The sequence below is a fragment of the Micromonospora sp. SL4-19 genome (assembly GCF_047921475.1).
Classification (GTDB): Bacteria; Actinomycetota; Actinomycetes; order Mycobacteriales; family Micromonosporaceae; genus Micromonospora.
This window is the reverse complement of sequence record NZ_JBLROB010000021.1, coordinates 44982-70125: the sequence shown is the minus strand read 5'-3', so window position 1 is coordinate 70125 and position 25144 is coordinate 44982. Positions and strand designations below refer to the sequence as shown.

At 74.8% G+C, this 25144-nt stretch carries 22 protein-coding genes; 7 read left to right on the top strand and 15 right to left on the bottom strand.

The annotated features are described in order from the left end of the window. Positions 1 to 132 precede the first annotated feature (132 nt). From ACNAVT_RS22400 to ACNAVT_RS22380, 5 genes are all read right to left on the bottom strand, one after another. Positions 133 to 843 carry a permease-like cell division protein FtsX gene (locus ACNAVT_RS22400; protein ID WP_416299102.1) on the bottom strand — a complete coding sequence of 237 codons (711 nt, stop codon included), beginning with the start codon at positions 841 to 843 and terminating at the stop codon, positions 133 to 135. Between the two features lie 116 nt (positions 844 to 959). Further along, positions 960 to 1460: a GNAT family N-acetyltransferase gene (locus tag ACNAVT_RS22395; RefSeq protein ID WP_416299101.1), complete on the bottom strand. Its 501-nt coding sequence runs from the start codon at positions 1458 to 1460 to the stop codon at positions 960 to 962. Positions 1461 to 1522: 62 nt separating this feature from the next. Next, positions 1523 to 4051: an FtsX-like permease family protein gene (locus ACNAVT_RS22390; RefSeq protein ID WP_416299100.1), complete on the bottom strand. Its 2529-nt coding sequence runs from the start codon at positions 4049 to 4051 to the stop codon at positions 1523 to 1525. 1 nt (position 4052) lies between these two features. Beyond that, positions 4053 to 4841, bottom strand: a complete 789-nt coding sequence (locus ACNAVT_RS22385) for an ABC transporter ATP-binding protein (protein WP_416299099.1) — start codon at positions 4839 to 4841, stop codon at positions 4053 to 4055. Positions 4842 to 4877: 36 nt separating this feature from the next. Further along, positions 4878 to 5009 carry a hypothetical protein gene (locus ACNAVT_RS22380; protein ID WP_416299098.1) on the bottom strand — a complete coding sequence of 44 codons (132 nt, stop codon included), beginning with the start codon at positions 5007 to 5009 and terminating at the stop codon, positions 4878 to 4880. 138 nt (positions 5010 to 5147) lie between these two features. On the opposite strand from ACNAVT_RS22380, the gene ACNAVT_RS22375 reads away from it, so the two are divergent. Then, positions 5148 to 5405: a heavy-metal-associated domain-containing protein gene (locus ACNAVT_RS22375; protein WP_416299097.1), complete on the top strand. Its 258-nt coding sequence runs from the start codon at positions 5148 to 5150 to the stop codon at positions 5403 to 5405. Here the strand turns inward: ACNAVT_RS22375 and ACNAVT_RS22370 are convergent. The 3 genes from ACNAVT_RS22370 to ACNAVT_RS22360 form a co-directional block, all read right to left on the bottom strand. Continuing rightward, a complete protein-coding gene (locus ACNAVT_RS22370; protein ID WP_416299096.1) occupies positions 5402 to 8452 on the bottom strand; it encodes an AfsR/SARP family transcriptional regulator in 3051 nt (1016 codons plus the stop codon). The genes ACNAVT_RS22375 and ACNAVT_RS22370 overlap by 4 nt on opposite strands. 161 nt (positions 8453 to 8613) lie before the next feature. Next, complete coding sequence (locus tag ACNAVT_RS22365; RefSeq protein ID WP_416299095.1) at positions 8614 to 9693, bottom strand: flavin-containing monooxygenase; 1080 nt, start codon at positions 9691 to 9693, stop codon at positions 8614 to 8616. 22 nt (positions 9694 to 9715) lie between these two features. After that, on the bottom strand, positions 9716 to 9913 hold the full coding sequence (locus ACNAVT_RS22360) for a heavy-metal-associated domain-containing protein (RefSeq protein ID WP_416299094.1): 198 nt from the start codon (positions 9911 to 9913) through the stop codon (positions 9716 to 9718). Positions 9914 to 10130: 217 nt separating this feature from the next. Here ACNAVT_RS22360 and ACNAVT_RS22355 point away from each other — a divergent pair, with 217 nt between their 5' ends. Together ACNAVT_RS22355 and ACNAVT_RS22350 are read left to right on the top strand one after the other, a co-directional pair. Beyond that, positions 10131 to 13382 (top strand): heavy metal translocating P-type ATPase, encoded by a 3252-nt coding sequence (locus ACNAVT_RS22355; RefSeq protein ID WP_416299093.1) that lies wholly within the window; start codon positions 10131 to 10133, stop codon positions 13380 to 13382. A 28-nt stretch (positions 13383 to 13410) separates the two neighbouring features. Then, positions 13411 to 14046 carry a DJ-1/PfpI family protein gene (locus ACNAVT_RS22350; protein ID WP_416299092.1) on the top strand — a complete coding sequence of 212 codons (636 nt, stop codon included), beginning with the start codon at positions 13411 to 13413 and terminating at the stop codon, positions 14044 to 14046. Positions 14047 to 14158: 112 nt separating this feature from the next. Here ACNAVT_RS22350 and ACNAVT_RS22345 read toward each other — a convergent pair whose 3' ends face one another. Next, complete coding sequence (locus ACNAVT_RS22345) at positions 14159 to 14872, bottom strand: spermidine synthase (protein ID WP_416299091.1); 714 nt, start codon at positions 14870 to 14872, stop codon at positions 14159 to 14161. 186 nt (positions 14873 to 15058) lie between these two features. On the opposite strand from ACNAVT_RS22345, the gene ACNAVT_RS22340 reads away from it, so the two are divergent. Further along, positions 15059 to 16063 (top strand): zinc-binding dehydrogenase, encoded by a 1005-nt coding sequence (locus tag ACNAVT_RS22340; protein ID WP_416299128.1) that lies wholly within the window; start codon positions 15059 to 15061, stop codon positions 16061 to 16063. A gap of 47 nt (positions 16064 to 16110) precedes the next feature. On the opposite strand, the gene ACNAVT_RS22335 is transcribed toward ACNAVT_RS22340, so the two are convergent. From ACNAVT_RS22335 to ACNAVT_RS22315, 5 genes are all read right to left on the bottom strand, one after another. Then, entirely contained in the window at positions 16111 to 16719 is a 609-nt protein-coding gene (locus ACNAVT_RS22335; protein WP_416299090.1) for a class I SAM-dependent methyltransferase, read from the bottom strand. Next, entirely contained in the window at positions 16658 to 17566 is a 909-nt protein-coding gene (locus ACNAVT_RS22330; protein ID WP_416299089.1) for a sulfite exporter TauE/SafE family protein, read from the bottom strand. Before ACNAVT_RS22330 ends, ACNAVT_RS22335 begins: the two co-directional genes overlap by 62 nt. Continuing rightward, the gene (locus tag ACNAVT_RS22325) at positions 17563 to 18159 is read right to left on the bottom strand and encodes a rhodanese-like domain-containing protein (RefSeq protein ID WP_416299088.1); all 597 of its coding nucleotides are present in this window, start codon (positions 18157 to 18159) and stop codon (positions 17563 to 17565) included. The genes ACNAVT_RS22330 and ACNAVT_RS22325 overlap by 4 nt, the downstream gene beginning before the upstream one ends. A 90-nt stretch (positions 18160 to 18249) precedes the next feature. Beyond that, positions 18250 to 19650, bottom strand: coding sequence for a rhodanese-like domain-containing protein (locus tag ACNAVT_RS22320; RefSeq protein ID WP_416299087.1), 1401 nt, complete (start codon positions 19648 to 19650; stop codon positions 18250 to 18252). A 123-nt stretch (positions 19651 to 19773) separates the two neighbouring features. Then, a complete protein-coding gene (locus tag ACNAVT_RS22315) occupies positions 19774 to 20043 on the bottom strand; it encodes a metal-sensitive transcriptional regulator (protein WP_416299086.1) in 270 nt (89 codons plus the stop codon). Positions 20044 to 20248: 205 nt separating this feature from the next. Here ACNAVT_RS22315 and ACNAVT_RS22310 point away from each other — a divergent pair, with 205 nt between their 5' ends. The 3 genes from ACNAVT_RS22310 to eccB all read left to right on the top strand — a co-directional run bounded on the left by ACNAVT_RS22310 (position 20249) and on the right by eccB (position 24461). Then, complete coding sequence (locus ACNAVT_RS22310) at positions 20249 to 21634, top strand: MBL fold metallo-hydrolase (RefSeq protein ID WP_416299085.1); 1386 nt, start codon at positions 20249 to 20251, stop codon at positions 21632 to 21634. 94 nt (positions 21635 to 21728) lie between these two features. Continuing rightward, complete coding sequence (locus tag ACNAVT_RS22305; protein ID WP_416299084.1) at positions 21729 to 22985, top strand: MFS transporter; 1257 nt, start codon at positions 21729 to 21731, stop codon at positions 22983 to 22985. A 93-nt stretch (positions 22986 to 23078) separates the two neighbouring features. Next, the gene (eccB, locus tag ACNAVT_RS22300) at positions 23079 to 24461 is read left to right on the top strand and encodes a type VII secretion protein EccB (RefSeq protein ID WP_416299083.1); all 1383 of its coding nucleotides are present in this window, start codon (positions 23079 to 23081) and stop codon (positions 24459 to 24461) included. Between the two features lie 67 nt (positions 24462 to 24528). On the opposite strand, the gene ACNAVT_RS22295 is transcribed toward eccB, so the two are convergent. Beyond that, a complete protein-coding gene (locus ACNAVT_RS22295; RefSeq protein WP_416299082.1) occupies positions 24529 to 25134 on the bottom strand; it encodes a class I SAM-dependent methyltransferase in 606 nt (201 codons plus the stop codon). Positions 25135 to 25144: the final 10 nt, after the last annotated feature.

Here is a 25144-nt window from a genome sequence, read left to right as displayed (position 1 = left end):
CCGGGGGTCGTTCAACTCACCACCACAGCCCGCCCGGTGAGCCCGTCGCCATCGTCCTCAATGCGTCGGCTGACGCAAGGCGGGCGCTGGCCGTCAGCTTGCGAGGGCGATGTCCGCCAGATCACCGAATTCTTACAGCATCGCCACTGGCACCATCTGCAGGGCGTCGACGCCGTCGAGTTTGTCAAGAGTGGGCAGGTCGGGTGCCTTTTCCTTCAGCGTAAACTGAAACCGCACGGACGCGCGGGCCATGTGCGGTTCGAGCAGCGTGGCCAGCTCGCCCTTGCCCCGGCATTGTTTGCGTAGGCGCTCGTACGCGGCGTCGCTGCCTTCGACCGTAACCGACTCGGTGCCCGGCAACGCGCGGACAGCCTTTTCTGCGGCGGCTCGCTCCACGTCTGTCACCGTTGGCTGCAGCCGGAGGATCACCCCCATCCGCGACGGCAGGGGCTTGCTCTCCGCGATCTTGAGTGCAGCCCACTCGACGCCATCGGCCGTACCCATCACGAGAGAGACCGCCTCGGCCACCGAGACGTCGGTGACGGTCGCGCGGAACGACTCCGGCAGATACTCCGGCTTCACCTTCGCCAGCAGGTCCGGGGCGTCCTTCAACAGTTCCTTCTGGCGCTCGTACGCTTGCTTGCGGGTTTCAAAGGCGACGCCCTCGACGCTCGGCATCGACCGCAGCCGCTGTTCCGCCGCGCGCTTCTGCTCGGCCGTCACGTCCTTGTCGAGCAGCACGGTCAACGTCAACGTGGTGTGCCCACTCTCCTTCGGCTCCGAGGTGCAGGCGGACAGGGCCACCAAAAGCACGAGAACCAATACCGGCCCGATACGACGCATGAGGCCAGATCGTATAGGTGATCGCGGACATCCGGCCGCCACCGCCAACGTGAACTGACGTGACCGTACGCGAGCGGTGCCCCGCAACCCTGGGGCACCGCTCGCGGGTTTCAGCCTTACACCGCCGTAGGCGCCGGCTCGGTCTCCGGCGCCAGCAGCGGCAGGTAGCTCTCGGGGCGCCAGCCGGCGATCACCTTGGTGAACAGTCCCGCGCCGAGCCGCCGGTAGAACCGCTGCGCCGCGGCGTTGTCCGGCTTGACCTCCCAGCGGATGACGAGCCCGTCGTCGGCCGCGGTACGGGCCAGCGCGAGCATCAGCGTCCGCCCCACGCCGGCGTCCCGGGCGGACGCCCGGACCCAGAGGTCGTCCAGCGCGAGGATGTCGCGCCCGGACCACAGGTGAAGGCGGCGGAGCGCGGTGACGTAGCCGAGCGGCTCCCCGGCCCGCTCGGCGAGCAGGACGATGACGTCGCTGCGGCCGAGCAGGCTGCGCCACCCGTCCACGGTGACGGTGACGTGCACGGCGTCGCCCTCGTGGGCGGCGATCTCCCGGACCAGGGTGTCGACGGTGCCGGCGTCGGCCGGGCCGGCCGGCCGGATGGTAACGGTGTCAGTCATGGTCTACTCCTTACAGGACGGGTGGCGCCGGCGGGAGGCCGGCACCACCCGGGGGTGACGGGTCAGGGCGTGCCGATGGCGGCGAGGACGTCCAGCCGGGCGGCGCGGCGGGCGGGCAGCAGACCGGCGAGCAGACCGGCGACGAGGGCGACGGCCAGCACGACCAGCAGCCGGCCGGCCGGCACCGACAGCACGGTCGGGGCGTCCCGGCCCAGCGCCCGGACGGTGGCGGCGGCGAAGCCGACCCCCAGCACGATCCCCAGGACGCTGGCCAGCGCGGCCACCAGGACCGCCTCGGCCCGGATCATCCAGCCCAGCTGCCGGCGGGTCATCCCCACCGCCCGGAGCAGGCCGATCTCGGCGGTGCGCTCGGTGATCGACAGGGCAAGGGTGTTGGTGATGCCCAGCAGGGCGATCAGCACGGCCAGCATCAGCAGCACCGTCACCAGGCCGAGCACCTGGTCGATCATCATGGTCCGGCCGGCGACCGCGGCGGCCTGGTCGCGAAGCTGCGCGGTCGGAGTGTCGGCCAGGGCCGTGTTGACCGCCCGCTCCAGGGCGGCCCGGTCCGTACCGTCCGCGGTCCGGATCAACACGCTCGCGTCCATCTCCTCGCTGTAGAGCCGGGCGAAGGTGTCCAGCGAGATGATGTAGTCGGTGGACAGCGCCCGGGCGTCGCCGTCGCGCAGCAGGCCGACGACGGGAAGCTTGCAGGTGCCCGTCCGGGAGAACGTCATGGCCAGCTCGTCGCCGACGCCCAGGCCACGGTCGCGGGCCACGTGCTCGGCCAGCACGACCCCTCCGCCGGCCACCGCCTGCAGGTTGCCGGCGGTGAAGTGCAGGGACGTCACGCGGGGCAGCGTCGCCGGGTCCACGGCGGTGAGTGCCTGGGTAGCCGCCCCGTCCCGCCAGTGGCCGTAGTGCAGCCGGGACGCGACCGCGACCTCGGGCAGCCGGCTGACCCGGTCGTACACGGCGGGGGAGAGGCCACCGAGCATCTCGTTGCGGGCGCTCTCCACGAGGTGGTCGGCGGTGATCACCTCGGCGTAGGACTGCCGGACCGAGCTCTTGACCGAGGTGCCGAGGACGGCCATGAAGCTGATCAGGGCAAGGCCGAGGGCCAGCGCCAGGGCGGTCGCCGCGGTCCGTCGAGGGGTGCGGGCCGCCGAGTCGGTGGCCAGCCGTCCGGTCACGCCGACGGTGGCCAGCGGCCGGCCGACGAGGCGTACCAGGGCGGGGGTGATCGCCGGCCCGAGCAGCGCGAGGCCGCCGACGGCACCCAGCGCGGCAGCGCCGAGCAGCGGGACCGGAGCGTCCGCGGCGAGCACCGCCGCGGCCGCGGCCAGACCCGCGGCGGCGGCCAGCGCGCCGGCGACCACCCGGATCCGTCCGGTGCGGGCGGCGGACGCCTGGCGCAGCGCCGCCACCGGCGCCACCGCGGCCGCGCGCCGGGCCGGCCCGACCGCCGAGCCGACGGTGACCAGGACGCCGACGGCGAAGGCCACCAGCACGGTACGGCCGGTCAGCACCAGCCCGCCCTCCGGCAGCGGTAGGCCGAACGCCCCAGCCAGGTTCCGGATGCCGGTGGCGGCGGCGACGCCCAGGACGAGGCCGGCCGCCGAGGCGGTGAGCCCGACCAGCAGCGCCTCGCCGAGCACCGAGCGCAGCACCTGCCCGCCCGTCGCGCCGGCGGCCCGGAGCAGGGCGAGCTCCCGGGTCCGCTGGGTGACGACGATGGAGAAGGTGTTGGCGATCAGGAACGCGCCGACCAGCAGGGCGGCGCCGGCCAGGGCGAGCAGCACCAGCTGGAGCCAGCTCAGCTGGTCGCGGGCGGCCGCCGCGCCGGCCGCCGCGATGTCCCGGCTCGCGGCGACCTCGTAGTCGGCGCCGACGGCGGCGGTGATCCGGCCGCGCAGTTCCTCGGGGGCGACACCGGGTGCGGCGACGACCGCCACCTCGGAGATGCTGGAGCCGAGCTGGAGCAGGCGCTGCGCCGACGGGAGGGTCACCAGGGCGACCGTGCTGTTCGGCAGACCACCCCGGTCACCGAACCCGGCCAGTCCGACCACCCGGAGCCGGGCGCTGTCGGTCGCCCGGACGGTGACGGTGTCGCCGAGCCGGACGTGTTGACCGCGCGCGGTGTCCTCGTCGAGGACCACCTCGTCGTCGGCGGCCGGGGGCCGGCCGCTGCGGATCGTGAACGAGCCCACCGGGCCGGGCGCCCAGGAGGCCAGCAGGGAGGCGCCGCTCGGCACGACGGCCTTGCCGTCCACCTCCAGCAGGCCCTGGCCGCGGACCAGCGGCCGGGCGTCGGCCACCCCGGACACCGCGGCGATCCGCGCCGACAGGTCGGCCGGCAGCGGGTCCCGGGCGACCTCGACGCCCATCGCGGAGTCGAAGGCGACGGCGTCCCGCACGGTGAGGTCGACGCCCGCGGTCGCGGTGCGGAACTGGTCGTCCAGCAGCCGGCCGGAGGTGTCGGTGAGGACCAGGCCGCCGGTGGCGAAGGTGACGCCGAGGACGACCGCGAGCAGGGTCAGCGCCAGCCGGGCACGGCGGGCGAGGGTGGTACGCAGGGTCAGGTGCCACATGTCAGTTCGCTCCGGTGGCTGCGGGCGCGGTCAGCCGCGCCATGCGGGACAGGATGGCCGGGGCGGTCGGCTCGTCGAGTTCGCCGTCGATCCGGCCGTCGGCGAGGAACACCACCCGATCGGCGTACGCGGCGGCGTGCGGGTCGTGGGTGACCATCACGATGGACTGTCCGAGGTCGTCGACGGCCCGCCGCAGGAAGCCGAGCAGCGCCTCGGCCGCCTGCGAGTCGAGGTTGCCGGTCGGCTCGTCGGCGAAGACGATCTCGGGACGGGTGATCAGGGCTCGGGCCACCGCGACCCGCTGCTGCTGCCCGCCGGAGAGTTCGGCCGGTCGGTGCCGCAACCGGTCCGCCAGACCAAGGGTGGCGACCAGGTGGGACAGTAGCTCGGGGTCGGGTCGGCGACCGGCCAGGGTGAGCGGCAGGACGATGTTCTCCCGCGCGGTCAGGGTCGGCACCAGGTTGAAGGCCTGGAAGACGAAGCCGATCCGGTCCCGGCGCAGCAGGGTGCGCTGCCGCTCGCTCAGCTGGCCGAGGTCCGTCCCGCCGAGCAGGATCTGCCCGGCGTCGACGGTGTCCAGGCCGGCCAGTGCGTGCATGAGCGTCGACTTGCCGGAACCGGACGGACCCATGATCGCGGTGAACCGGCCGGCCGGGATGGACACCGTGGCGCCATCCAGGGCGCGGACGGCGGCGTCGCCGCGACCGTAGGTCCGCACGACGTCCCGGGCCTGCACGGCGACCGTGGTCGGAGTCGAGTGGGTCGGCTTCAGGGCGGTGCTGGTGGTCATCAGGGATCTCCTGGGAGGTGAGTCGGGGAGGCGGGATCAGCGGGCGGTCCGGCGGTGCCGCCCGGAGCGGGTCGCCCGCACGGTGGCGGCGTGCCGGTCCCGGCGCAGCCGGCGTACCAGCTCGGCGCGCTCCATCTCGATCAGCTCGGCGGTGAGCAGGTGGTTCATGTCGACTCCTCGGTCAGTACGGATCTGTGACACGAGGAGATTCGCCGGCCGTGCTGTCCGGATGCTGGCCGTCGGGCCGGCCGGACCGGACAGCGGATGGACAGCGCGCCGCCAGCGGAACCGGCCAGGCTGGCGGGCATGGTGGAACGGAACGACCCGACGGCACGCGCCGCGGAATCGACGCGGGTGGTGACGGTGGCCCTGCCGCCCGGGATCTGCCGGCGGTGCGTACGCACGGTCAGCCGGCGGGTGAGCGACCTGCCCGGGGTGGTGTCGCTGGAGTTCGACGCCGACGCCGGTGTGCTGCGCGTGGGCGGGGAGGTGGATCCGGCCGTGCTGCGTCGGGCTGGCCTGGCGGTCTGTCCGGCCGGCCCGACGTGCCGCCGCCTCGGTTAGCGCCCGGCCGCCTCCAGGCCCGCCGCCGCCTGCCGGGCCGCATCGGCCTCCTGCCCCCGGCCGGCGGCGGCCGCCGCGTCGGCGGCCAGCGCCCAGAGCCGGCGCCGGGCCCACGGGAACTCCCGCTCCTCCAGCAGCTCCACGGCCCGGCGGCACTCGTCCGCCGCGGTGACCGCGTCGCCGTCGGCGTACGCGATCCGGGCCCGGCCCCACGCCGACCAGGCCTGGCAGCGCGGGTTGCCGCTGCGGCGGGCGGTGGCGTCCGCCTCGGCGAGCATCGCCGGCACGCCCTCGACCTCACCCCGATCCAGCCGGGTGTGCGCGAGCTGTACGAGGGTGAAGGCCAGCGCGTGCGGGGAGGGGTTGCGCCGGGCCTCGCCCGCCGCCTCCTCCAGGGTGGCGATCGCCTCGTCGGGCCGGCCGGCTTCGCGCAGCGCGATGCCGAGGTGGGCCAGGATCGCGGCCGGCATGAGGCGGTCCCCGGCCTGTCGGGTGTGGTCGAGGCTGCGCCGCCACTGCTCGGCGGACCGTGGGAAGGCCCCCGTGCGCAGGTCCAGCAGGGCTTCGACGTAGCAGACCGTCCCGTTCCACCAGGGGTCGTCGGTGTCGCCCATCTCGCGGCCGGCCTGGGCGATCATCGCCCGGTACCGGTCCGCGTCGCCGTCGTACTGGCCCTCCCAGGCGACGATGAGCCGCGAGATCGCGGTGTTGACCGGGTCGCCCAGGCGTTCGAACTCCTGCAGGCTCTCCCGCCCGGCGGCCCGGGTCTGTGCCGTGGGGTAGTAGACGCCGAGCTGGCCGATCCGCTGCAGGGCGGCGGCCCGTGCGGCCGGTGCGACCCCGCCGGCGGCGAGTAGTGCGGTCAGTGCGCGGATCCCCTCGTAACGGGGCCCGTAGTTCCAGAACCTGAAGAGGGCGTCCGAGAGCCGCAGGCCCGCGTCGACCCCGTCCGCCCGTTCCAGGCACCGGTCGACGGCGGCGCGGAAGTTGTCGTGCTCCTCCGTCATGCGGTCCCAGGCGCCCGCCTCGGACAGCACATGCGGGCCGTACCGCTCGGCGAGCTCCGTGAAGTGGGCGAGGTGCCGGTCACGGGCCGTCTCCGACTCACCGGCCTCGGCGAGCCGGGCGGCGGCGTACTCCCGGATCGTGACCAGCAGCCGGAACCGCCCGGTGGTCGGGTCCGGCACCACGAGCGAGCGGTCGACCAGGCGGAAGAGCAGGTCGAGGACCTCGTCCGCGGCCAGGCCGTCGAACGCGCAGACCTGCTCGGTGGCGGCCAGGTCCCAGCCACCCCGGAACACCGCCAGCCGGCGCAGCAGCCGCCGCTCGGCCTCGGACAGCAGGTCGTGGCTCCAGTCGAGGGTGGCCCGCAGCGTCCGGTGCCGGGCCTCACTGGTCCGCGTCCCGGCCGTCAGCAGCGCGAAGCGGTCGTGCAGCCGGGCCGCGATCTCCACCGGCGGCAACGCCTTCACCCGCGCGGCCGCCAGCTCGATGGCCAGCGGCATGCCGTCGAGCTGGCGGCAGATGTCCGCCACCACCGGCGCGGTCGCCCCGTCGAGGACGAACCCGGGGCGTACCGCCCGCGCGCGATCGACGAACAGGGCCACCGCCGGGCTGTCGCCGAGTCGCGCGACATCGGCCACCCCCTCGGGTACGCCGAGTGGCGCCACCGCGAGCTGGGTCTCACCGGGCACGGCCAGCGCCTCCCGGCTGGTGGTCAGCACGGTCAACGCCGGGCAGGCCTCGACGAGCTGCTCGACCAGTTCCGCCGCCTCGTCGATGACGTGCTCGCAGTTGTCGACCACCAGAAGCGCCCGGTCGGCGCCGAGCCAGGCGACCAGCGCCGCGGTCGCGGCCGGCCCCGGGCCGCCGGCGGCCACGCCGAGCTGGCCGGCGACCGCCTCGGGGAGGTCGGTCCCGCTGGGCAGGGCGGCCAGGCGGACCAGGTGCACCCGGTCGGCCAGGGCGTCGTCGACGTGGCGCACCGCCTCCAGGGCGAGGGTCGTCTTGCCGACCCCACCCGGGCCGGTCAGCGTCACCACCCGCGCCTCCCGCAGCCGGTCCAGCACGCGGTGCACGTCGTCCTGGCGGCCGATAACCGAGGAGAGCCGGCGGGGCAGATCGCTACCCTGCGGTGCCCGGGTGGCGGGGGTCCGCGCGGGGGGCACCGGCCCGGCTGGTGCCCGGTCGCCTCGGTCGGCGGGACCAGGTACGGGCGGCGGGGTCCGCATCGCCTCCGCCGGTTGCGCGGCGGTCGCCGTCGGTGGGGAGGGCACCTGCTGCCGCAGGATCGCCTCGGCGAGCGCCTGCAGTTCGGGGGCCGGGTCGATGCCCAGTTCCTCGGCGAGGCGGTGCCGCAGCGCGTGGTACGCGGTGATCGCCTCCGCCTGCCGCCCGGCGCGGTAGAGCGCCAGCATCAGCAGCCGGTGCAGCCGCTCGCGCAGCGGGTGGGCGGCGACCAGGCGTTCCAGGTCGGCGACCACCTCGGCCTGCCGCCCGGCCGCCAGCAGCAGTTCGAGCCGGTCCTCCACCGCGCCCAGTCGTAGTTCCTCCAGGCGGGCCGTCTCGGCCAGGGCCCACCCGGCCTCGCCGACGTCGGCCAGGGCCGGTCCGCGCCACAGCCCGAGCGCCTCGTCGAAGCACGCCAGCGCCGCCGCGGGTCCGTCGCCGGTGGTCGCGGTGCGGGCCCGTTCCAGCAGCCGTTCGAAGCGGTATGCGTCCACCGCCTCCCCAGCGATGGCGAGCTGGTAGCCGGGGGCGCGGGTGACCAGCAGGTCGCCGCCGGCCCCGGCGGTCGCCAGTGCCCGGCGCAGCTTGGACACCCGCAGTTGCAGTGCGTTCGTGGCGTCGGCCGGGGGGCGGTCGCCCCAGAGCGCGTCGGTGAGCGCGTCCGCGGAGACCACCCGCCCGGCGGCGACGACGAGCCGGGCGAGCAGCGCGCGAACCGCCGGGGCGAGCGGTGTGGCGGGCCGGCCGGCCACCTGGAGTTCGACGGTGCCGAGCACGCCGAAGCTCACCGTCGTGGTGGCCCCGCTGTCCCGGTTCATCGCACTCCCGTCCGCGTCGGCCCTGGGGCCCGCTCCGATCGCCGGGTGGCTGCCCGGGCGGGCCCCATGGTATGTCCCGACCAGCCTCGGCCAGCCCCGCCGAACGGGGGAGCTGCCCACCGACCGGGCGGGGTGCGCGTCGTCCGCCCCTCGGAGCCGGTTCAGGCCGGGACGGCCGGCGCCGGTCGGACCGGCGCCGCCAGCCGCCGTTCCTCGGCCAGCCGAGCGGCCAACACCTCGGCGTCCCGGCCGACCCAGCCCAGCACCGCCGAGCCGCGGGCGCGCTGCCACGGCAGGCCGAGAAAGTACAGGCCGGGCCAGTCCGTCACGCCCTCCCGCTGCACGGGCGCGCCGGACGCGTCCAGCACCGGCACCTCCAGCCAGGGATAGTGCGGGCGGAACCCGGTGGCCCAGACCACCGCGTCCACCCGTCGGCGTCCCCCGTCGGCCAGCACCACCTCGTCGCCGTCGGCGTCCACCACCCGCCCGACCCGGTCGACCCGGCGCAGCAGCCCGGCCACGTCAGAGCCGATGACCGGGTTCTGCGCCGCGATCCGGCCGCCCAGCCGGCTCTCGCTGCTGAGCCGCATGGTGCCCAGCCGGGAGAACCACCAGAAGATGTCCCGGCCCAACCAGCGTTGCGGCAGCACCGGGCCGAGCGCCGGCGCGGCGAGCACCACCCGGCGGCCGTGGTCGGCGAGCTCGGCGGCGATCTGCACACCGGTGTTCCCGCCGCCGACGACCAGAACGTCGCGCCCCGGCAGCCGGTCGGGGTTGCGGTACCGGCTGCTGTGCAGCTGCGCGACCCGTGGTGCGAGCTTGCGGGCCACGTCCGGAACCCGCGGCGTGTGGAAGGCGCCGGCGGCGATCACCACTCGCCGGGCGTGCCGCGTTCCGGTCGAGGTGTCGACCGTGAAGCCACCCGCGGCGGCGGGGCGGACCGCGGTGACCCGGCAGTCGAGCCGGACCGGCAGGTCGAAATGGGCGGCGTACCGGGCGAGGTAGTCGGCGACCTCGTCCTTGCCGGGGTGGCCGTCGGGGTCGCCGGGGAACGGCAGCCCCGGCAGCCCGTCGAAGCGGCGCGGGGTGAACAGGGTCAGCGAGTCCCAGCGCTGCCGCCAGGCGTCGCCCACCCGGGCGTGCGCGTCGAGGATCTCGAATCCCACCCCGGCGCGCCGCAGATACTGGCCGAGCGCGAGCCCGGCCTGTCCGCCGCCGATGATCACGGTGTCCAGGTCCATCGGTCCGCCTCCCTCGTCACGCTCAGGCGACCTGGTGGCCGGCTTCGCCGATGGCGGCCACGACGGCCTCCCGGTCGGCGTCGCCGTCGACCCGGACGGTACGGGTCGCCAAATCCACCTCCACGGCGCGGACGCCGGCGACGACCCCGACCTCCTCCCGGATTGCCTCGACGCAGCGGCCGCAGCTGATGTTCGGCACGGAGAGCACGAGCTGGTTCACGGTTCACTCCTTCGTCCGGTGAGCCGCCCCGTGGCGGCCCGGCAGCTCGAACCGTGCCGGCCGGTGCTGTCCGCGCCCTGTCGCGTACGCCCGAACGGGCCGACTGGTCGCGGACAGCGGGCGGACAGCGGGGGCCGGGAGCTTGGGCTCACCGGCCGCGACGGCGGGCGGGACCAGCGAGGGCGCCTGCGACGCCCGGTACGAGAGGAGCAGTGCCATGACGACACCGACAGCCGTCTCCGGCACGCTGGAGATCGGCGGGATGACCTGTGCGTCCTGCGTCCGGCGGGTGGAGCGGGCGCTCAGCCGGGTCGACGGCGTCGAGCGGGCCGAGGTCAACCTGGCGACCGAGGTCGCGACCGTCGTCTACGACCCGGCCCGGGTGAGCCCTGCGGCGCTGACCGCGGCGGTCGAGCGCGCCGGGTACACGGCCGTCGTCCACGCCGACGAGCCCCGCCGGCCGGCCGCCGCGCCGGAGTCCCCGGCCCTTGGGGCGCCCGACACCGACGCCGAGCGGGACCGGGCACAGGAGCGGGAGGTGACCCGGCTCAAGCGGATCTGGCAGCTCACCCTGGCCACCGGGCTGGGCATGATGGTGCTGATGTACCTGCCGCTGTCCATCGACGCGATGGACTGGCTGATGCCGGCGCTGCTGGTGGTCGCGACCGTGGTGCAGTTCGGGGCGGGCCGGCCCTTCTACCGGGCTGCCTGGGCGGCGGCCCGGCACGGTGGCGTCAACATGCACACCCTGGTGGCGCTGGGCACCACCGTGGCGTACGCCTACAGCGCCTTCGTCACGCTCTGGCCGGCGGCGGCCGAACGGCTCGGCCTGCCGCTGCACGTCTACTTCGAGATCTCCGTGGTGGTCATCGCGTTGGTGCTGACCGGGCGGTGGATGGAGGCCCGGGCCCGACGGCGGACCGGCGCGGCGATCGGCGCGTTGCTCGGCCTGCGCCCGCGGACCGCCCGGGTGCTGCGCGACGGCGTGGAGCTCGAGGTGCCGGTGGAGTCGGTCGTCGTCGGCGACCTGGTCCGGGTCCGCCCCGGCGAGAAGGTGCCGGTGGACGGAACGGTCACCGAGGGCGCCTCCACCGTGGACGAGAGCATGCTGACCGGCGAGAGCATGCCGGTGTCGAAGTCGGTCGGGGACACCGTGATCGGTTCGACGGTCAACCGGACCGGCTCGGTGGTGCTCCGGGGCACCGCGGTGGGCCAGGACACCACCCTCGCCCAGATCGTCCGGCTGGTCCGCGAGGCCCAGGGGGCCAAGGCGCCGATGCAGCGGCTGGTCGACACGGTCTCCGCCTGGTTCGTTCCGGCAGTGATCGGGCTGGCCCTGCTCACCTTCGCCGTCTGGGCGGTCGCCGGACCCGACGACGGGCGGCTGACCCTGGGCATCGGCACCGCGATCGCGGTGCTCATCATCGCCTGCCCCTGTGCGCTCGGCCTGGCCACCCCGACCGCGATCATGGTCGGCACCGGCAAGGCCGCCGAACTGGGCATCCTCATCTCCGGGGGCGAGGCGCTGGAGCAGGCCCGGCGGGTCACCGCGGTGGTGCTGGACAAGACCGGCACGCTCACCCGGGGCCGTCCCGACGTCACCGTGATCCACGCCGTCGAGGGCATCGACGCCGACCAGCTGCTGGCGTACGCGGCGGCGGCCGAGACGGGTTCGGAGCACCCGCTCGGTGAGGCGATCATCCGGCACGCCCGGGCCCGCGACCTCACCGTCGCGGCGGCGGGCTCCTTCGAGGCGGTGCCGGGGCACGGCGTCGAGGCGCGGGTCGACGGCCGGGGCGTGCTCATCGGCAACCTGGCGCTGATGCGCCGCCACGACGTCGACGTCAGCGCCCTGTCGACGGAGGTCCTCGCCGTCGCCGCCGCCGGTGGCACCCCCGTCCATGTCGCCCTCGACGGCCGGCTCGCCGGCGTGGTGGGCGTGGCCGACACCCTGCGCCCCGAGTCCGTGGAGGCGGTGGCCCAGCTGCGGGCGCTGGGCCTGGAGATGTGGATGCTGACCGGCGACAACCGGGTCACCGCCGAGGTGGTCGCCCGCGAGGTCGGCATCGAGCACGTGATCGCCGACGTCCGGCCCGAGGAGAAGGCCGCCCGGGTCGCCGCCCTGCAGGAGCGGGGCGCGGTGGTGGCGATGGTCGGTGACGGCATCAACGACGCGCCGGCGCTGGCCCGTGCGGACCTGGGCATCGCCATCGGCACCGGCACCGACGTGGCGATCGCCGCCTCCGACATCACCCTGGTCGGCGGGGATCTGCGCGGCATCGTCTCGGCCATCGCGCTGTCCCGGCGTACGGTCACCACGATCAAGCAGGGACTGGGCTGGGCGTTCGGCTACAACGTGCTGCTCATCCCGGTGGCGGCCGGAGTGCTCTACCCGGCCTGGGACATCCTGCTGGACCCGTCGCTGGCCGCCGCCGCGATGGCGATGAGCTCGGTCAGCGTGATCACGAACGCGCTGCGGCTGCGTCGCTTCCGCCGGCCGGAGACCGCCGCCGCACTGCGGCCCCGGCTGGGTGCCCGGATCGGCGAGTGGGCGTACCTGGCCGGGGTGGCCGTGCTCGCGCTCGCCGTGGGCGCCGGCTTCACCGCGCTGAGCCGCACCGACGCCGCCGCACGTGGCATGAACGGGGTGCTGGCCTGGACGCAGGGCACCGGCATGCCGATGCGGCCGGCGATGAGCACCATGATGACCGCGGAGACCGAACCGGTGTCCGCCGAGGACGCCGGGGTCCGGGTCGACCTCCGGATGCCCACCCCGGTGGTGCCCGGCCAACCCGCCACCGTGCGGATCCGGGTCACCGACGCGCAGACCGGCCGGCCGGTCCGGGACGTGGGACGCAGCCACGAGGCGTGGATGCACCTGATCGCCGTCCGCGACGACCTGGCCAGCTTCGCGCACGTCCACCCGCAGCCGACGGGCCGGCCCGGCGAGTTCGACGTGATGCTCACCTTCCCCACCCCCGGCCGGTACATCGTTCACACCGAGTTCCGCCGCAAGGGCGAGCTGACCGACGTGCTGCAGCGGCGGGTCGTGGCGGTCGGCGACCCGGCCGAGGTCATCCACCAGCCGCCGACGGTGTCCGGGCGGCAGCAGGTCGTCGACGGCGTGCGGGTGACCCTGGACGGGACCGCGCGGGTCGGCGGCACCCGCTTCACCCTCCGCTTCGCCGACGCGGCCACGGGCCGGCCGGTGACCGGGCTGCGGCCGTACCTCGCCGCGGCCGGGCACGTGGTGATCATGTCGGCGGCGGGAGACAGCTTCGCCCACGAGCACGCCGAGACCGAGGACGCCGACGGCCGGCCGGTCTTCGCCCTGCCCGGTCAGACCTACGGGCCGGAGCTCGACGTGCATGTCGACTTCCCCCGCCCGGGCCGCTACCGGCTCTGGGGCCAGTTCCGTCTCGCCGACGGCCACGTGATCACCGTTCCGTTCACCGTCGACGCCCGCTGACCTCCCCTCAAAGTAGAAAGGAAAACCCATGCAGATCGCCGTGCTGCTCTTCGACCGGTTCACCGCCCTGGACGCCGTCGGCCCCTACGAGGTGCTCGGCCGGCTCCCCGGCGCCCGTACCGTCTTCGTCGCCGATCGGACCGGCCCGGTCACCACCGACATGGGCAGCCTCGCTCTCGCCGCCACCGCCACCCTGGACGAGGTGACCCGCCCGGACGTGCTGGTCGTCCCCGGCGGCCCCGGGCAGATCGCCCGGATGGCCGACGCCCGGCTCCTCGCCTGGCTGCGTGCGGTGGACGCCACCACCACCTGGACCACCTCGGTCTGCACCGGCTCACTGCTGCTCGCCGCGGCCGGGCTGCTCGACGGCCGCCGGGCCACCTCGCACTGGCTGGCCCTGGACCAACTGCCTGCCTTCGGCGCGCTGCCCACGGCCGAACGGGTCGTCGTGGACGGCAAGTACGTGACCGTGGCCGGGGTCTCCGCCGGCGTCGACATGGCGCTCGCGCTGGCCGGCCGGATCGCCGGGGATACGGTCGCCCAGACGGTCCAGCTCGGCATCGAGTACGACCCCCGGCCGCCGTACTCCGCCGGGTCGCCGCACACCGCCCCGACACCGCTGGTCGCCGCGCTCCGGGCCAACCCCGAGCGGGTGCTGGCCTGAGGGACCTCCGCCCGGGTGGGTGCCGGCAACGTCCGGCGCCCACCCGGGCCGCTCCGGTGACCCCGCGGCGGGGTTCCCGCCCTCCCGGTTCGGCTCGGGTCACGCCCGCCGGTCAGTGCCGCGCCACGTACACGGTGTTCGCGGCCTGCCGGCCCTGCAGCGGGTTCGCGAAGCGGACGACGTGCGCCACCGAGGTCGGAAACACCTCGGTCAGCACCCGCTGGAACGCCGGGTCGGGCGGGTCGTTCGACCACAGCGCGAAGACCCCGTCGCGGTGCAGCAACGCGGCGAGCCGGCGCAGCCCGTCCACGGTGTAGAAGGAGGCGTGGCTGGGGTGCAGCACCTGACGGGGCGAGTGGTCCACGTCGAGCAGCACCGCGTGGAACCGCCGGGCCGGTGACTCCGGGTCGAAGCCGGCGCCGCTGGCGACCGCCGCGAAGAAGTCGGCCCGGACGAACCGGGTACGCGGGTCGGCGGCCAGCCCGGCGGAGAACGGCAGCAGGTCCTGCCGGTGCCAGTCGATCACGTCCTCGATCGCCTCGACCACCAGCAGGGAGCGGACCCGAGAATCCTCCAGCGCGGTCCGCGCGGTGTAGCCGAGCCCGAGACCGCCCACCACCACGTCCAGGTTGTCCCCGGTCAGCGTTGCCAGCCCGAGTCGGGCGAGTTCGATCTCCGCGACCGGGAAGAGGCTGGACATCAGGAACTCGTCGTCGAGCTTCACCTCGTACACGTCGACGTCTAGCGACGGGTCGCGGCGCCGGCGCAGGCTGATTTCGCCGATCGGGGTCTCCCGCCAGGCCAGTTCTTCGAATCGAGCGCCCACGCGGTTGGTCCTCTCCACCGATCCCGTGACTGGATGCTACCGGGGGCTCGCGGCACGGCCCGGCCATCCGCCGGGGCTGCCCCTTTTTCCTCGCCCGGTGCATCGCCCGCGCCACGCCGGGTACGCCCACGACGCTGGAGCCGTCGGGTTCGAGGACGGCGGAGGAAGGAGCCGAGCGTGGCGGACATGCTGGCCGGACGGCTGCACCTGACCGAGCGGGCGCTGCGGATGGAATCGGTGCCGGTGCCCGAGCCGGAACGCGGGCAGGTCCGCATCCGGGTCGCCGCCGCCGGGGTGTGCCTGTCGGACGTGCATCTGATCGACGGCACCCTCACCCCGCTGTACCTGGACGGCGACGTGGTGACCCTCGGCCACGAGGTCGCCGGCACGGTGGACGCGCTCGGCGACGGGGTGAGGGGCTGGCGGCCCGGCCAGCGGGTGCTGCTCCAGGCGGGGGAGCGGGACCGCTTCGGTCTCGTGCTCACCCGCGGCGTCGACTACGACGGCGGTTGGGCCGAGTACGCCCTGGCCCGCGAGGACACCCTGGTCCCCGTCCCGGACCTGCTTCCGTTCGAGCAGGCCTGCATCATCCCGGACGCGGTCTCCACGCCCTGGGCGGCGGTGACCGACACCGGTCGGGTGCGGCCGGCGGAGGCCGTCGCGGTGTGGGGAGTCGGTGGCCTCGGTGCGCACGCGGTGCAGTTGCTGCTGCTGGTCGGCGCGGCCCCGGTGATCGCCGTGGACCCGCTGCCGGCGGCCCGGGACCGGGCGATCGCCCTCGGCGCGGACGTGGCCCTCGACCCGAAGGGCGACGGCTTCAAGGACGCCGTGCTGGAGCTGGTCGGCACCCGGGGACTCGACGTGGCTTTCGACTTCGCCGGCGTCCCCGCGGTCCGCGAGCAGGCCATGACCGTGCTCGGCCGGCACGGCCGGCTGGTGCTCGCCGGTATCGCCAACCAGCCGATCAGCATCCCGTCGGACAGCCGGTTCACCTACAACCGGCAGGCGGTGCTCGGCCACTACGGCTCCGAGGCGGAACACGTCGGGCAGTTGGTGACGCTCACCGGGTTGGGCCGGCTCGACCTGTCCGCGTCGGTCAGCGACGTGCTGGCGCTGGCCGAGGCGCCGGAGGCGGTGCGCCGGGCGCGCGACAAGCAGGGCAACCCCATCCGCCTGATCCTGCGCCCGTGAACCCGGGGCGCCGGGGCTGTTCCGCGCGCCGTCGGGACGAGGGCGGATCAGGCGACGGGCCGGGTCGCCACGACGACCGTGTCGAGGGCGTCGACGCTCCCGCCGTCGCCGGTGGGCACCGGGCGGCGGGCGGTCTCGGCGCGCTGGATGCGCAGCCCGGCGAGCCCGTCGACCACCGCCTCCGGGGTGAGCAGGACCGTCGGGTCCTGCGGGCCGCCGGTGCCGCCGGTGAGGTTGGCCCGGTCGTGCCCCACGACGACCAGGGTGCCGCCGGGGCGCAGTGCCTGCCGCGCCGAGTCGAGCACGCGCGCCAGGGCCTCGGCGGGCAGGTGCAGGTAGCTGATCAGGACCAGGTCGTAGCTGCCGGGCAGCGGCTGGTATGCGATCACGTCCGCGACCAGCCACTCGACCGGTACGCCCCGGCGGGCGGCCAGCTCGCGGCCCCGCTCGACGGCCACCGGCGAGAAGTCCACCGCGGTGACCTGCCAGCCGTTGCCGGCCAACCAGAGCGCGTTGCGGCCCTCGCCGGCAGCCAGGTCCAGCGCGCTGCCCGGGGTGAGCCCGCCGACCGCCTCGACGACGAAGCGGTTCGGCTCAGCGCTCCACACCAGATCCGGCGTGCTGGCGTACCGGGCGTCCCATGCGCTGCTGTCCACTGTCTCTCTCCCTCCGGCGGCTGCGCGCCGCCATCGTGACCGTACCGGCCAGTGCCAGCGCTCCCAGCACGGCCAGCCCAATGCCCATGTCGGGCGGAAGTTGCTGGGCGAGCACGAAGACGCCCATCACCACCACGAACCAGCCGAACGCCTTGCGCAGCAGGTCGGCCGGGATTCGTCCGGCGAGTCGCCCGCCGATGAAGCTGCCGACCACGGCGGCCGCGGTGACCGCGAGCGCCAGTTCCCAGTCGATGTGCACGCTGGAGAGGTAGCCGGCCAGGCCGGCGAAGGACTTCATCGCGATGACCACCAGCGAGGTGCCGACCGCCACCGGCATCGGCAGCCCGCCGAGCAGGGCCAGCGCGGGCACCACCAGGAAGCCGCCACCGGCGCCGACCAGGCCGGTGACCAGCCCGACCACGATGCCGTCGAGAATGACCCGGAGCACCGGCAGTTCGTGCGGCACCGGCCGGCCCGCGGCGGCGCGCCGTCCCCGGATCATCGCGATCGCGGTGGCCAGCATCATCACCGCGAAGCCGGTGAGCAGGAACGCCGCCGGGATGAAGGCGGCCAGCCGGCCGCCCGCGTAGGCGCCGGTCATCCCGGCGAGGCCGAAGATCAGCCCGGTACGCCAGCGAACCCGGCCCGCCCGGACGTGCGGCAGCACCCCGACGGCGCTGGTGGCGCCGACGACGAGCAGCGAGGTGGCGATCGCCTCCTTGGTCGGCAGGCCGGCCACGTAGACCAGCAGCGGCACGGCGAGGATCGAGCCGCCGCCGCCGAGCAGGCCGAGGCTGACCCCGATCAGCACGGCCAGCCCGACGGTCAGCAGCAGGGCGACGCTCATGCCCGCCCGCCGGGCGAACGCAGCTGGCCGACGATCGTGTCCAGGTCGCAGCTGGCGCCGCGGTTGTAGGGCAGCCTGCTGAGCAGCATGCCCATCGCGCAGGTGTTGGTGACGGCGGCGAAGGTGAGGCCCGCGCCGATGAACCCGGCGATCCACTTCAGACCCGGTGCGAACACCGAGGCCAGGACGCTGACCAGCACGATCGAGCCGGCGACGAGCCGGACCTGACGCTCCAGGTCCCAGCGCCGCCTGCCCTGCCTGATCGGTGCGTTGGTCGCCTGCCAGGCGAGCATGCCCCCGGTGAGGACCCTGAGGTTCGGCAGGCCGACCCCGGCGAGGGCCTGTTCGGCCTGGGTGGCGCGAGCGCCGGAACGGCAGATCAGGACCACGTCCTCGTCGAGGTGGTTACGCAGTTCCTCGCGGTGTTCCTTGAGCAGGTCGAGGGGGACGTTGTAGGAGCCGGGGATGTGGACGGTCTCGAACTCGGCCGGGGTGCGTACGTCGAGCAGGCGGGGGGACCGTCCGGAGTCGATCAGCTCGCGCAGGGTGGCGGCGTCCAGGGTGGCTGCGCGGGTGGGCTCGGAAGTGCTCATCTCTCCTCGTTCAGGGACAAACCGTCGTGGTTGACGGCAGGATGGGACGCCGGCCGGCGCCACGTCGCGCCGGCCGGACTCGGGTACGGGTCAGGCGTTGTCGGCCATGGCGACGCCCGCCGCCTCGGCCCGGTCGAACGTGTCGTCGATGACGACGACCTCGCGGCCGGCGTTGGCCAGCAGCGACGCTGCGGCGGTGGCGCGGTAGCCGGAGCCGCAGTGCACCCAGACGACGCCGGGCGGTACGTCGGCGAGCCGCCTGGGCAGGTCGGGCAGCGGGATGTGCACGGCTCCGTCGAGGTGGCCGGCGCGCCACTCGTAGGTCATCCGCACGTCGAGCACCACGTCCGGCACGGGCAGTCCGGCGGGGACGTCGCCGGCGCGGGCCGCGGCCAGGGCCGGGAAGTCGGCCATCCGCAGCGCGCGGAGCTGGCTGGGCTCGGCTGCCCACTGCTCGGCCGTGCCGGTGGCCTGCGCGGCGGGCCGGTCGATGCCGATCCGGACCAGCTCGCGCTGGGCGTCGGCGACCTGCTCCGGCGTCTCCGCGAGGAGGGTGACCGGTGCGCCCCAGTCGATCAGCCAGCCGAGCCAGGTGGACATCGGCCCGTCCAGCCCGAGGCCGACCGTGCCGGCCAGATGCGACGCCGCGTACGCCTTGCGGTGCCGCAGGTCCACCACCCACTGGCCGGCGGCGATCCGCTCGCGCAACTGCGCCGCGTCGGCCCGGGTGACCGGGGTGAGGTCGACCCGGGCGGGGCCGGCGGTGTTCGCCACCCCCATGTGGGCGTAGTACGCCGGGTAGGCGTCGAGACCGGCGAGGGTCTCGGTGACGAACTGGTCCGCGGCCAGCCGCAGCACCGGGTTCGCCTGCTTCTCCCGCCCGAGCGTCGAGTCGGAGGCGTCGGCCTGGCCGGCCGAGCAGAAGCTGCCGAAGCCGTGTGTGGGCCACACCTGGGCGCCGTCGGGCAGCAGGTCGGTCAGCCGCTTCGCCGAGGCGTGCTGGTGGTGGGCCAGCTCGTGGGCGTGCTCCTGACCGAGCAGGTCGGTGCGTCCGGTGGTGCCGAACAGCAGCGAGCCGCCGGTGAACACCCCGATCGGCTGCCAGCCGCCGTCGGTGGCCTCGTCGAGGACGTACGACAGGTGGTGGAAGGTGTGGCCCGGGGTGGCGACCACCCGCAGGCGCAACGTGTCGGAGACCGGCACCACGTCGCCGTCGGTGACCGGCTGCCGGTCGAAGCCGACCGTGTCGGCCGCGGCCACCAGGTACCGGGCGCCGGTGATCCGGGCCAGTTCGAGGCCACCGGACACGTAGTCGTTGTGGACGTGCGTCTCCACGACGTGGGTGATCCGCACCCCCTTCGCCCCGGCGAGGTACAGCATGCGGTCGATGTCCCGCTGCGGGTCGACGACGATGCCCACCCGCCCGTCCGAGGCCAGGTAGCTGCGGTCGCCGAGCGAGGACGTGGCGATGACGGACACCTCGACTGCCATGTGCTGTTCTCCTTTCATTCCCTACATACCCCCCGGGGTATGCAGGGGGCAGACTTCCGCCCGCGTGCAGGCGACTTACCCGCCCCCGCCGCGATCAGGCGGTGGGGGCGGTGAATTTCTGGATCAGGCCAGGGCGAGGAAGAGCTTCTCCAGCTCCTCCTCGGTCATCTCGGGCTCCTCGCCGCGGTCGCGGGCGGCGCCGCAGTGCCGCATCCCGGAAGCGATGATCTTGAAGCCGGCCCGGTCGATCGCCTTGGACACGGCGGCGAGCTGGGTCAGCGCCGCCCGGCAGTCCTCGCCGTTCTCCATCATCTCGATGACGGCGTTGAGCTGACCCCGGGCCCGCTTGAGCCGGGTCAGCGCCTCGCTGGTCATGTCAGGTCGAAGCTTCATCGCACTACCTCCCGCCACTCAACATACCCCAGGGGGTACTGCCTCCGCCATCGGATACCCCCCTGGGTATTCTGAACCGCGCCGCTTCTCGGTGGATTCCCGCTGTGACCCGGCGTCGGGTGTCGCCGAGTCGTCGGAATATACCCCCGGGGGTATGCGCTACTGTGAGTGCATCGCCGGTCATCGCTGAGAAGGAGTTCGGCACATGTTGTTCACCCAGTACTACCTGGACTGCCTGTCCCAGGCGTCGTACCTGATCGGTGACGAGGCCACCGGGCGGGCGGTGCTCGTCGACCCCCGGCGCGACATCGACGAGTACCTGGCCGACGCGCGAGCGCACGGCCTGACCATCGAAGGGGTGATCAACACCCACTTCCACGCCGACTTCCTCGCCGGTCACCTGGAGGTCGCGGCGGCCACCGGCGCCTGGATCGGCTACGGGCGGCGCGCCGAGACGGAGTACCCGAGCCGCAAGCTCGCCGACGGCGAGCGGGTCAGCCTCGGTGACGTCACCGTCGAGATCATGGAGACCCCGGGCCACACCCCGGAGTCCGTCAGCATCCTGGTCTACGAGCACGCCGACGACGCGGTGCCCTACGGGGTGCTGACCGGTGACGCCCTCTTCATCGGTGACGTGGGCCGCCCCGACCTGCTCGCCTCGCTCGGCGTGACCGCCGACGAACTGGGCCGGATGCTCTACGACAGCGTCCAGCGCAAGCTCATGGGCCTGCCCGACGAGGTGCGCGTCTTCCCCGCCCACGGCGCCGGCTCGGCCTGCGGCAAGAACCTCTCCACCCAGCGGCAGTCCACCATCGGCGAGCAGCGTCGCACCAACTACGCCTGCACCCCGATGAGCCAGGAACAGTTCCTCGCCCTGGTGACCGGCGGCCAGCCCGCCGCGCCCGGCTACTTCGCCTTCGACGCGGTGCTCAACCGCAAGGCCCGCGAGCTGTTCGACCACAGCCGGGCCCCGCGTCCGCTCGACGCCGCCGAGTTCGCCCGGGCCCGCGACGAGGGCGCGGTGGTGGTGGACGCCCGGGATCCGCAGGAGTTCGCGGCCGGCCACCTGCGCGGCGCGATCAACATTCCGGCCGACGGCCGGTTCGCCGAGACCGCCGGCAGCGTGGTCACCCCGGACCGCAGGGTGCTCGTGGTGGCGCCGCAGGACCGCGAGGAGGAGATCGTCGTACGGCTCGCCCGGATCGGCTTCGACCGGGTGGTCGGCTACCTGCGCGAGCCGGAGGCGGCCCTGGTCGAGCTGGCCGCCGACCTGACCCGGGCCAGCCGGCTCACCGCCACCGAACTTCGCGCGGCGCGGGACTCGGCCGTACCGCCGGTGGTGCTCGACGTGCGCAACGCCGGTGAGCGCGAGCAGGGCACCGTCGAGGGGTCCCGGCACACCCCGCTGGCCGAGCTGACCCGGCGTCTCGACGAGGTGCCGACGGACCGGCCGGTGGTCGTGCACTGCGCCGGCGGTTACCGCTCCTCGGTCGCGGCCAGCCTGCTCCGCAACGCCGGCCGACCGGACGTCTCCGACCTGCTCGGCGGCTACGGCGCCTGGCGGACCCTGCTCGACACCGCCGCCGCCTGACACTGCGCGGCGGACACGGCGACGGCGGGTGACCGGGGGGCCGGCCCCCGGTCACCGGCCCGGCCACCCACGAGACGACCAAGGGAGACATCCGGTGGAGACGACCGCCGCGCCCGTCGGGCCGAGGCTGGGGCTGCGGGCGAACGCCGCCCAGTTCCTCCTGCTCGTCGCGGTCAACGCGCTGGTGGGCGGGGTGCTCGGCACCGAACGCACCGTGCTGCCGCTGCTCGGCGAGCGGGAGTTCCACCTGGCCGCCTACACCGCCGCCCTGACGTACATCCTCGCCTTCGGCGCCACCAAGGCGGTGACGAACTTCTTCGCCGGCGCCCTCTCCGACCGGTACGGGCGCAAGCCGGTGCTGCTGGCCGGCTGGCTCGCCGCGGTCCCCGTACCCCTGATGCTCATCTGGGCCCCCACCTGGTGGTGGGTGATCGCCGCCAACGTGCTGCTCGGCGTCAACCAGGGCCTCGCCTGGTCCACCACCGTGATCATGAAGATCGACCTCGTCGGGCCGCGCCGGCGCGGCCTCGCGATGGGCCTGAACGAGGCCGCCGGCTACCTCGCGGTGGCCGCCACCGCGCTGGCGACCGGGGCCCTCGCCGCCCGGTACGGGCTGCGACCGGCGCCGTTCCTGCTGGGCGCCGCGTACGTCGCGGTGGGCCTGGGCCTGTCGCTGCTCCTGGTCCGGGAGACGCGGGACCACGCCCACCACGAGGCGGCCAGCCACCAGGGCGGCGCCCAGCAGGGTCTCACCACCCGGCAGATCTTCGAACTGGTCAGCTGGCGCGAACCGACGCTCGGCTCGGTCAGCCAGGTGGGCCTGGTGAACAACCTCAACGACGGGCTCGCCTGGGGGCTGTTCCCGGTGCTCTTCGCCGCCGCGGGCCTCTCCCTGCCCCGGATCGGCCTGCTGGCGGCCCTGTATCCCGCGTTCTGGGGCCTCGGCCAGATCCTCACCGGCCCGCTCTCCGACCGGCTCGGCCGCAAACCCCTCATCGTCGTCGGGATGCTCACCCAGGCCGCGGCGCTCGGCCTGGTCGCCGGCGCGCACACCTTCGGGACCTGGGCGGCCGCCACGGTTCTGCTCGGCGTCGGCACCGCGATGGTGTATCCCGCCCTGCTGGCTGCCATCGGTGACGTCGCGCACCCGGCCTGGCGCGCTCGCGCGGTGGGTGTCTACCGGCTGTGGCGCGACGCCGGATTCGCCGTGGGCGCCCTGTCGGCCGGGCTGCTGGCGGACCTCGCCGGCATCCGGGGCGCCACCGTGGCGGTGGCGGCGCTCACCGCCGCCTCCGGCCTGCTCGTCGCGCTGCGGATGGTCGAGACGCACGCCGGCCGGGGCACCGCCTGACCCGGACCGGGGCGCTCCGGCGACACGCAGGGTCCACGAGGGATCGACGCAGCGCTTATCCTGTGCCGCGACGATCTCCTCGGAAGGGACCCGATGCCGTCGCGGCAGGACCAGCTCCACTCGTACCAGTTCGCCGTCCAGCGGGCGGTCGCCGCGCTGGTCATGCGGGAGACCGACCCCGCGCAGTCGCCGTTGCGGCGACTGGCCGGCGCGGGCCTGGCCAGCGTGCTGGTCGCCGTGATCGCGCTCGGCGGCGTCGCCCTGTACGGCCTGTTCGCCGGCGGGGGCAGTTCCTGGCGCGACCCGGACGCGGTCATCGTGGAGAAGGAGTCCGGTGCGCGGTTCGTCTACCGGGAGGAGAAACTCCACCCGGTGCTCAACTACGCCTCCGCCCTGCTGATCATCGGGGCGGATCAGCCGAAGACCGTCCTGGTCTCCCGCCGCTCCATCGACGGCGTGCCGCGCGGCCTGCCGCTCGGCATCGCCGACGCCCCGGACTCCCTGCCTTCGCCCGGCCGGCTCGCCACCGGCACGTGGACGGTCTGCTCGGTCGACGACCCCGAGGCGGGGCGGACCGATGCCCGCTCGGCGCTGCTGATCGGGCGGGACGCCACCGGCGGCCGGCCGCTCGGCGAGCAGGCGTTGCTGCTGGGCCACCCGGACCACACCCTGCACCTGCTCTGGCACGGCCGGCGCTACCTGCTCCGCGATCCCGACCGGGTGCTGGCCGCGCTGGCCGCGACCCGCGCCCGGGCGGTGCCCGTCGCCGCGGCGCTGCTCAACACCGTGCCCGCCGGCGCCGACCTGGCCCCGCCCGCGGTACCCGACCTCGGCGAGCCCTCCGACCGGGTCGACGGCGCCACCGTCGGTGACGTCTACCTGGTCCGCAACTCCGGCGGTGGCCGCCAGTACGCGGTGGCCGAGCGGGACGGCCTGGCCGGCGTCACCGAGCTTCAGGCCGCGCTGCTGCTCGCCCGTACCGGCCAGGGCGACCCGAAGCCGATCACCCTCGGCCGCTTCGCCGCCCTGCCCCAGCTTCCCGACCGGGTGCCCACCGGGCCGACCGCCCCACCGGCCGTGCCGCCCCGGTTGGCCACCGTGGACGGTGGCGCGCTCTGCGTCGGGGCCGGCGACGACCGCGGCGTACGCGACGTCCGGGTGGGCGCGCAGCCGCCGGACCTCTCCGCCGCCGCACACCCGTCGGCCGGCCGGGGCGGGCTCGCCGACCACGTGGTGATCGAACCGGGGCGGGCCGCGGTCGTGGAGTCCGCCCCAGCGCCCGGCGCCACGGGAGGCGCGATCTGCGTCGTCACCGACCTCGGCCGGCGGCACGTGCTCACCGGCGCGGACGTGCTCGGCATGCTCGGCTACGGCGGGGTGCGCCCGGTCCGGCTGCCGGCGAGCCTGGTCAGCCTGGTCCCGGCCGGCAGCCCGCTCGATCCGGCCGCCGCCCGGACGGTCGCTGCCCCGGCCTGACCGGCAACGACGGGGCGGCGGGCGGCCGCTGCGCTGCCCTGGGCGGCAGGCCCACAGCCAGGGCGGATCAGTCCGTGGGCCTGCGCAGCACGGTCACCGCGAAGTCCGCGTCGTCCCGCCAGGGGCGCAGGTCCCAGGTGGCGAAGCGGTGCTCCAGCCGGAGCCCGGCCGCCACCGCGTCGGCGTCGAAGTCGGTGAGCGGATAGCCCCGCCCGGTGCCGAAGCCGACCACCACCAGCCCGTCCGGCCGGACGTGCGCGGCGATCCGGGCCAGCACCGCCTGTTCGGTGCCCGGGGCGACGAACGCCAGCACGTTGCCGGCCACCACCGCCGCGTCGAACGGCTCGGGCTCGCCCTGCGTGGCGAGGTCCAGCTCGGCCAGGTCGGCGACCAGCCAGCGCGGGCCGGGGTGGTCGGCGCGGGCGGCCTCGACCAGCATCGGGTCGGCGTCCACGCCCACCACCGTGTGCCCCCGGTCGGCCAGCGCGGCGCCGACCCGGCCGGTGCCGCAGCCGGCGTCCAGGATGCGGGCGCGCGGCGGCACCAGCGCGTCCAGCAGCCGCGCCTCGCCGGCCAGGTCGGCCCCCTCGGCGGCAAGCCGGCGGAACCGGTCGATGTACCACTGCGAGTGCCCGGGCTCGGTGTCGGTCACCCAGCGGGTCGGTTTAGCCATGCCGTCACCG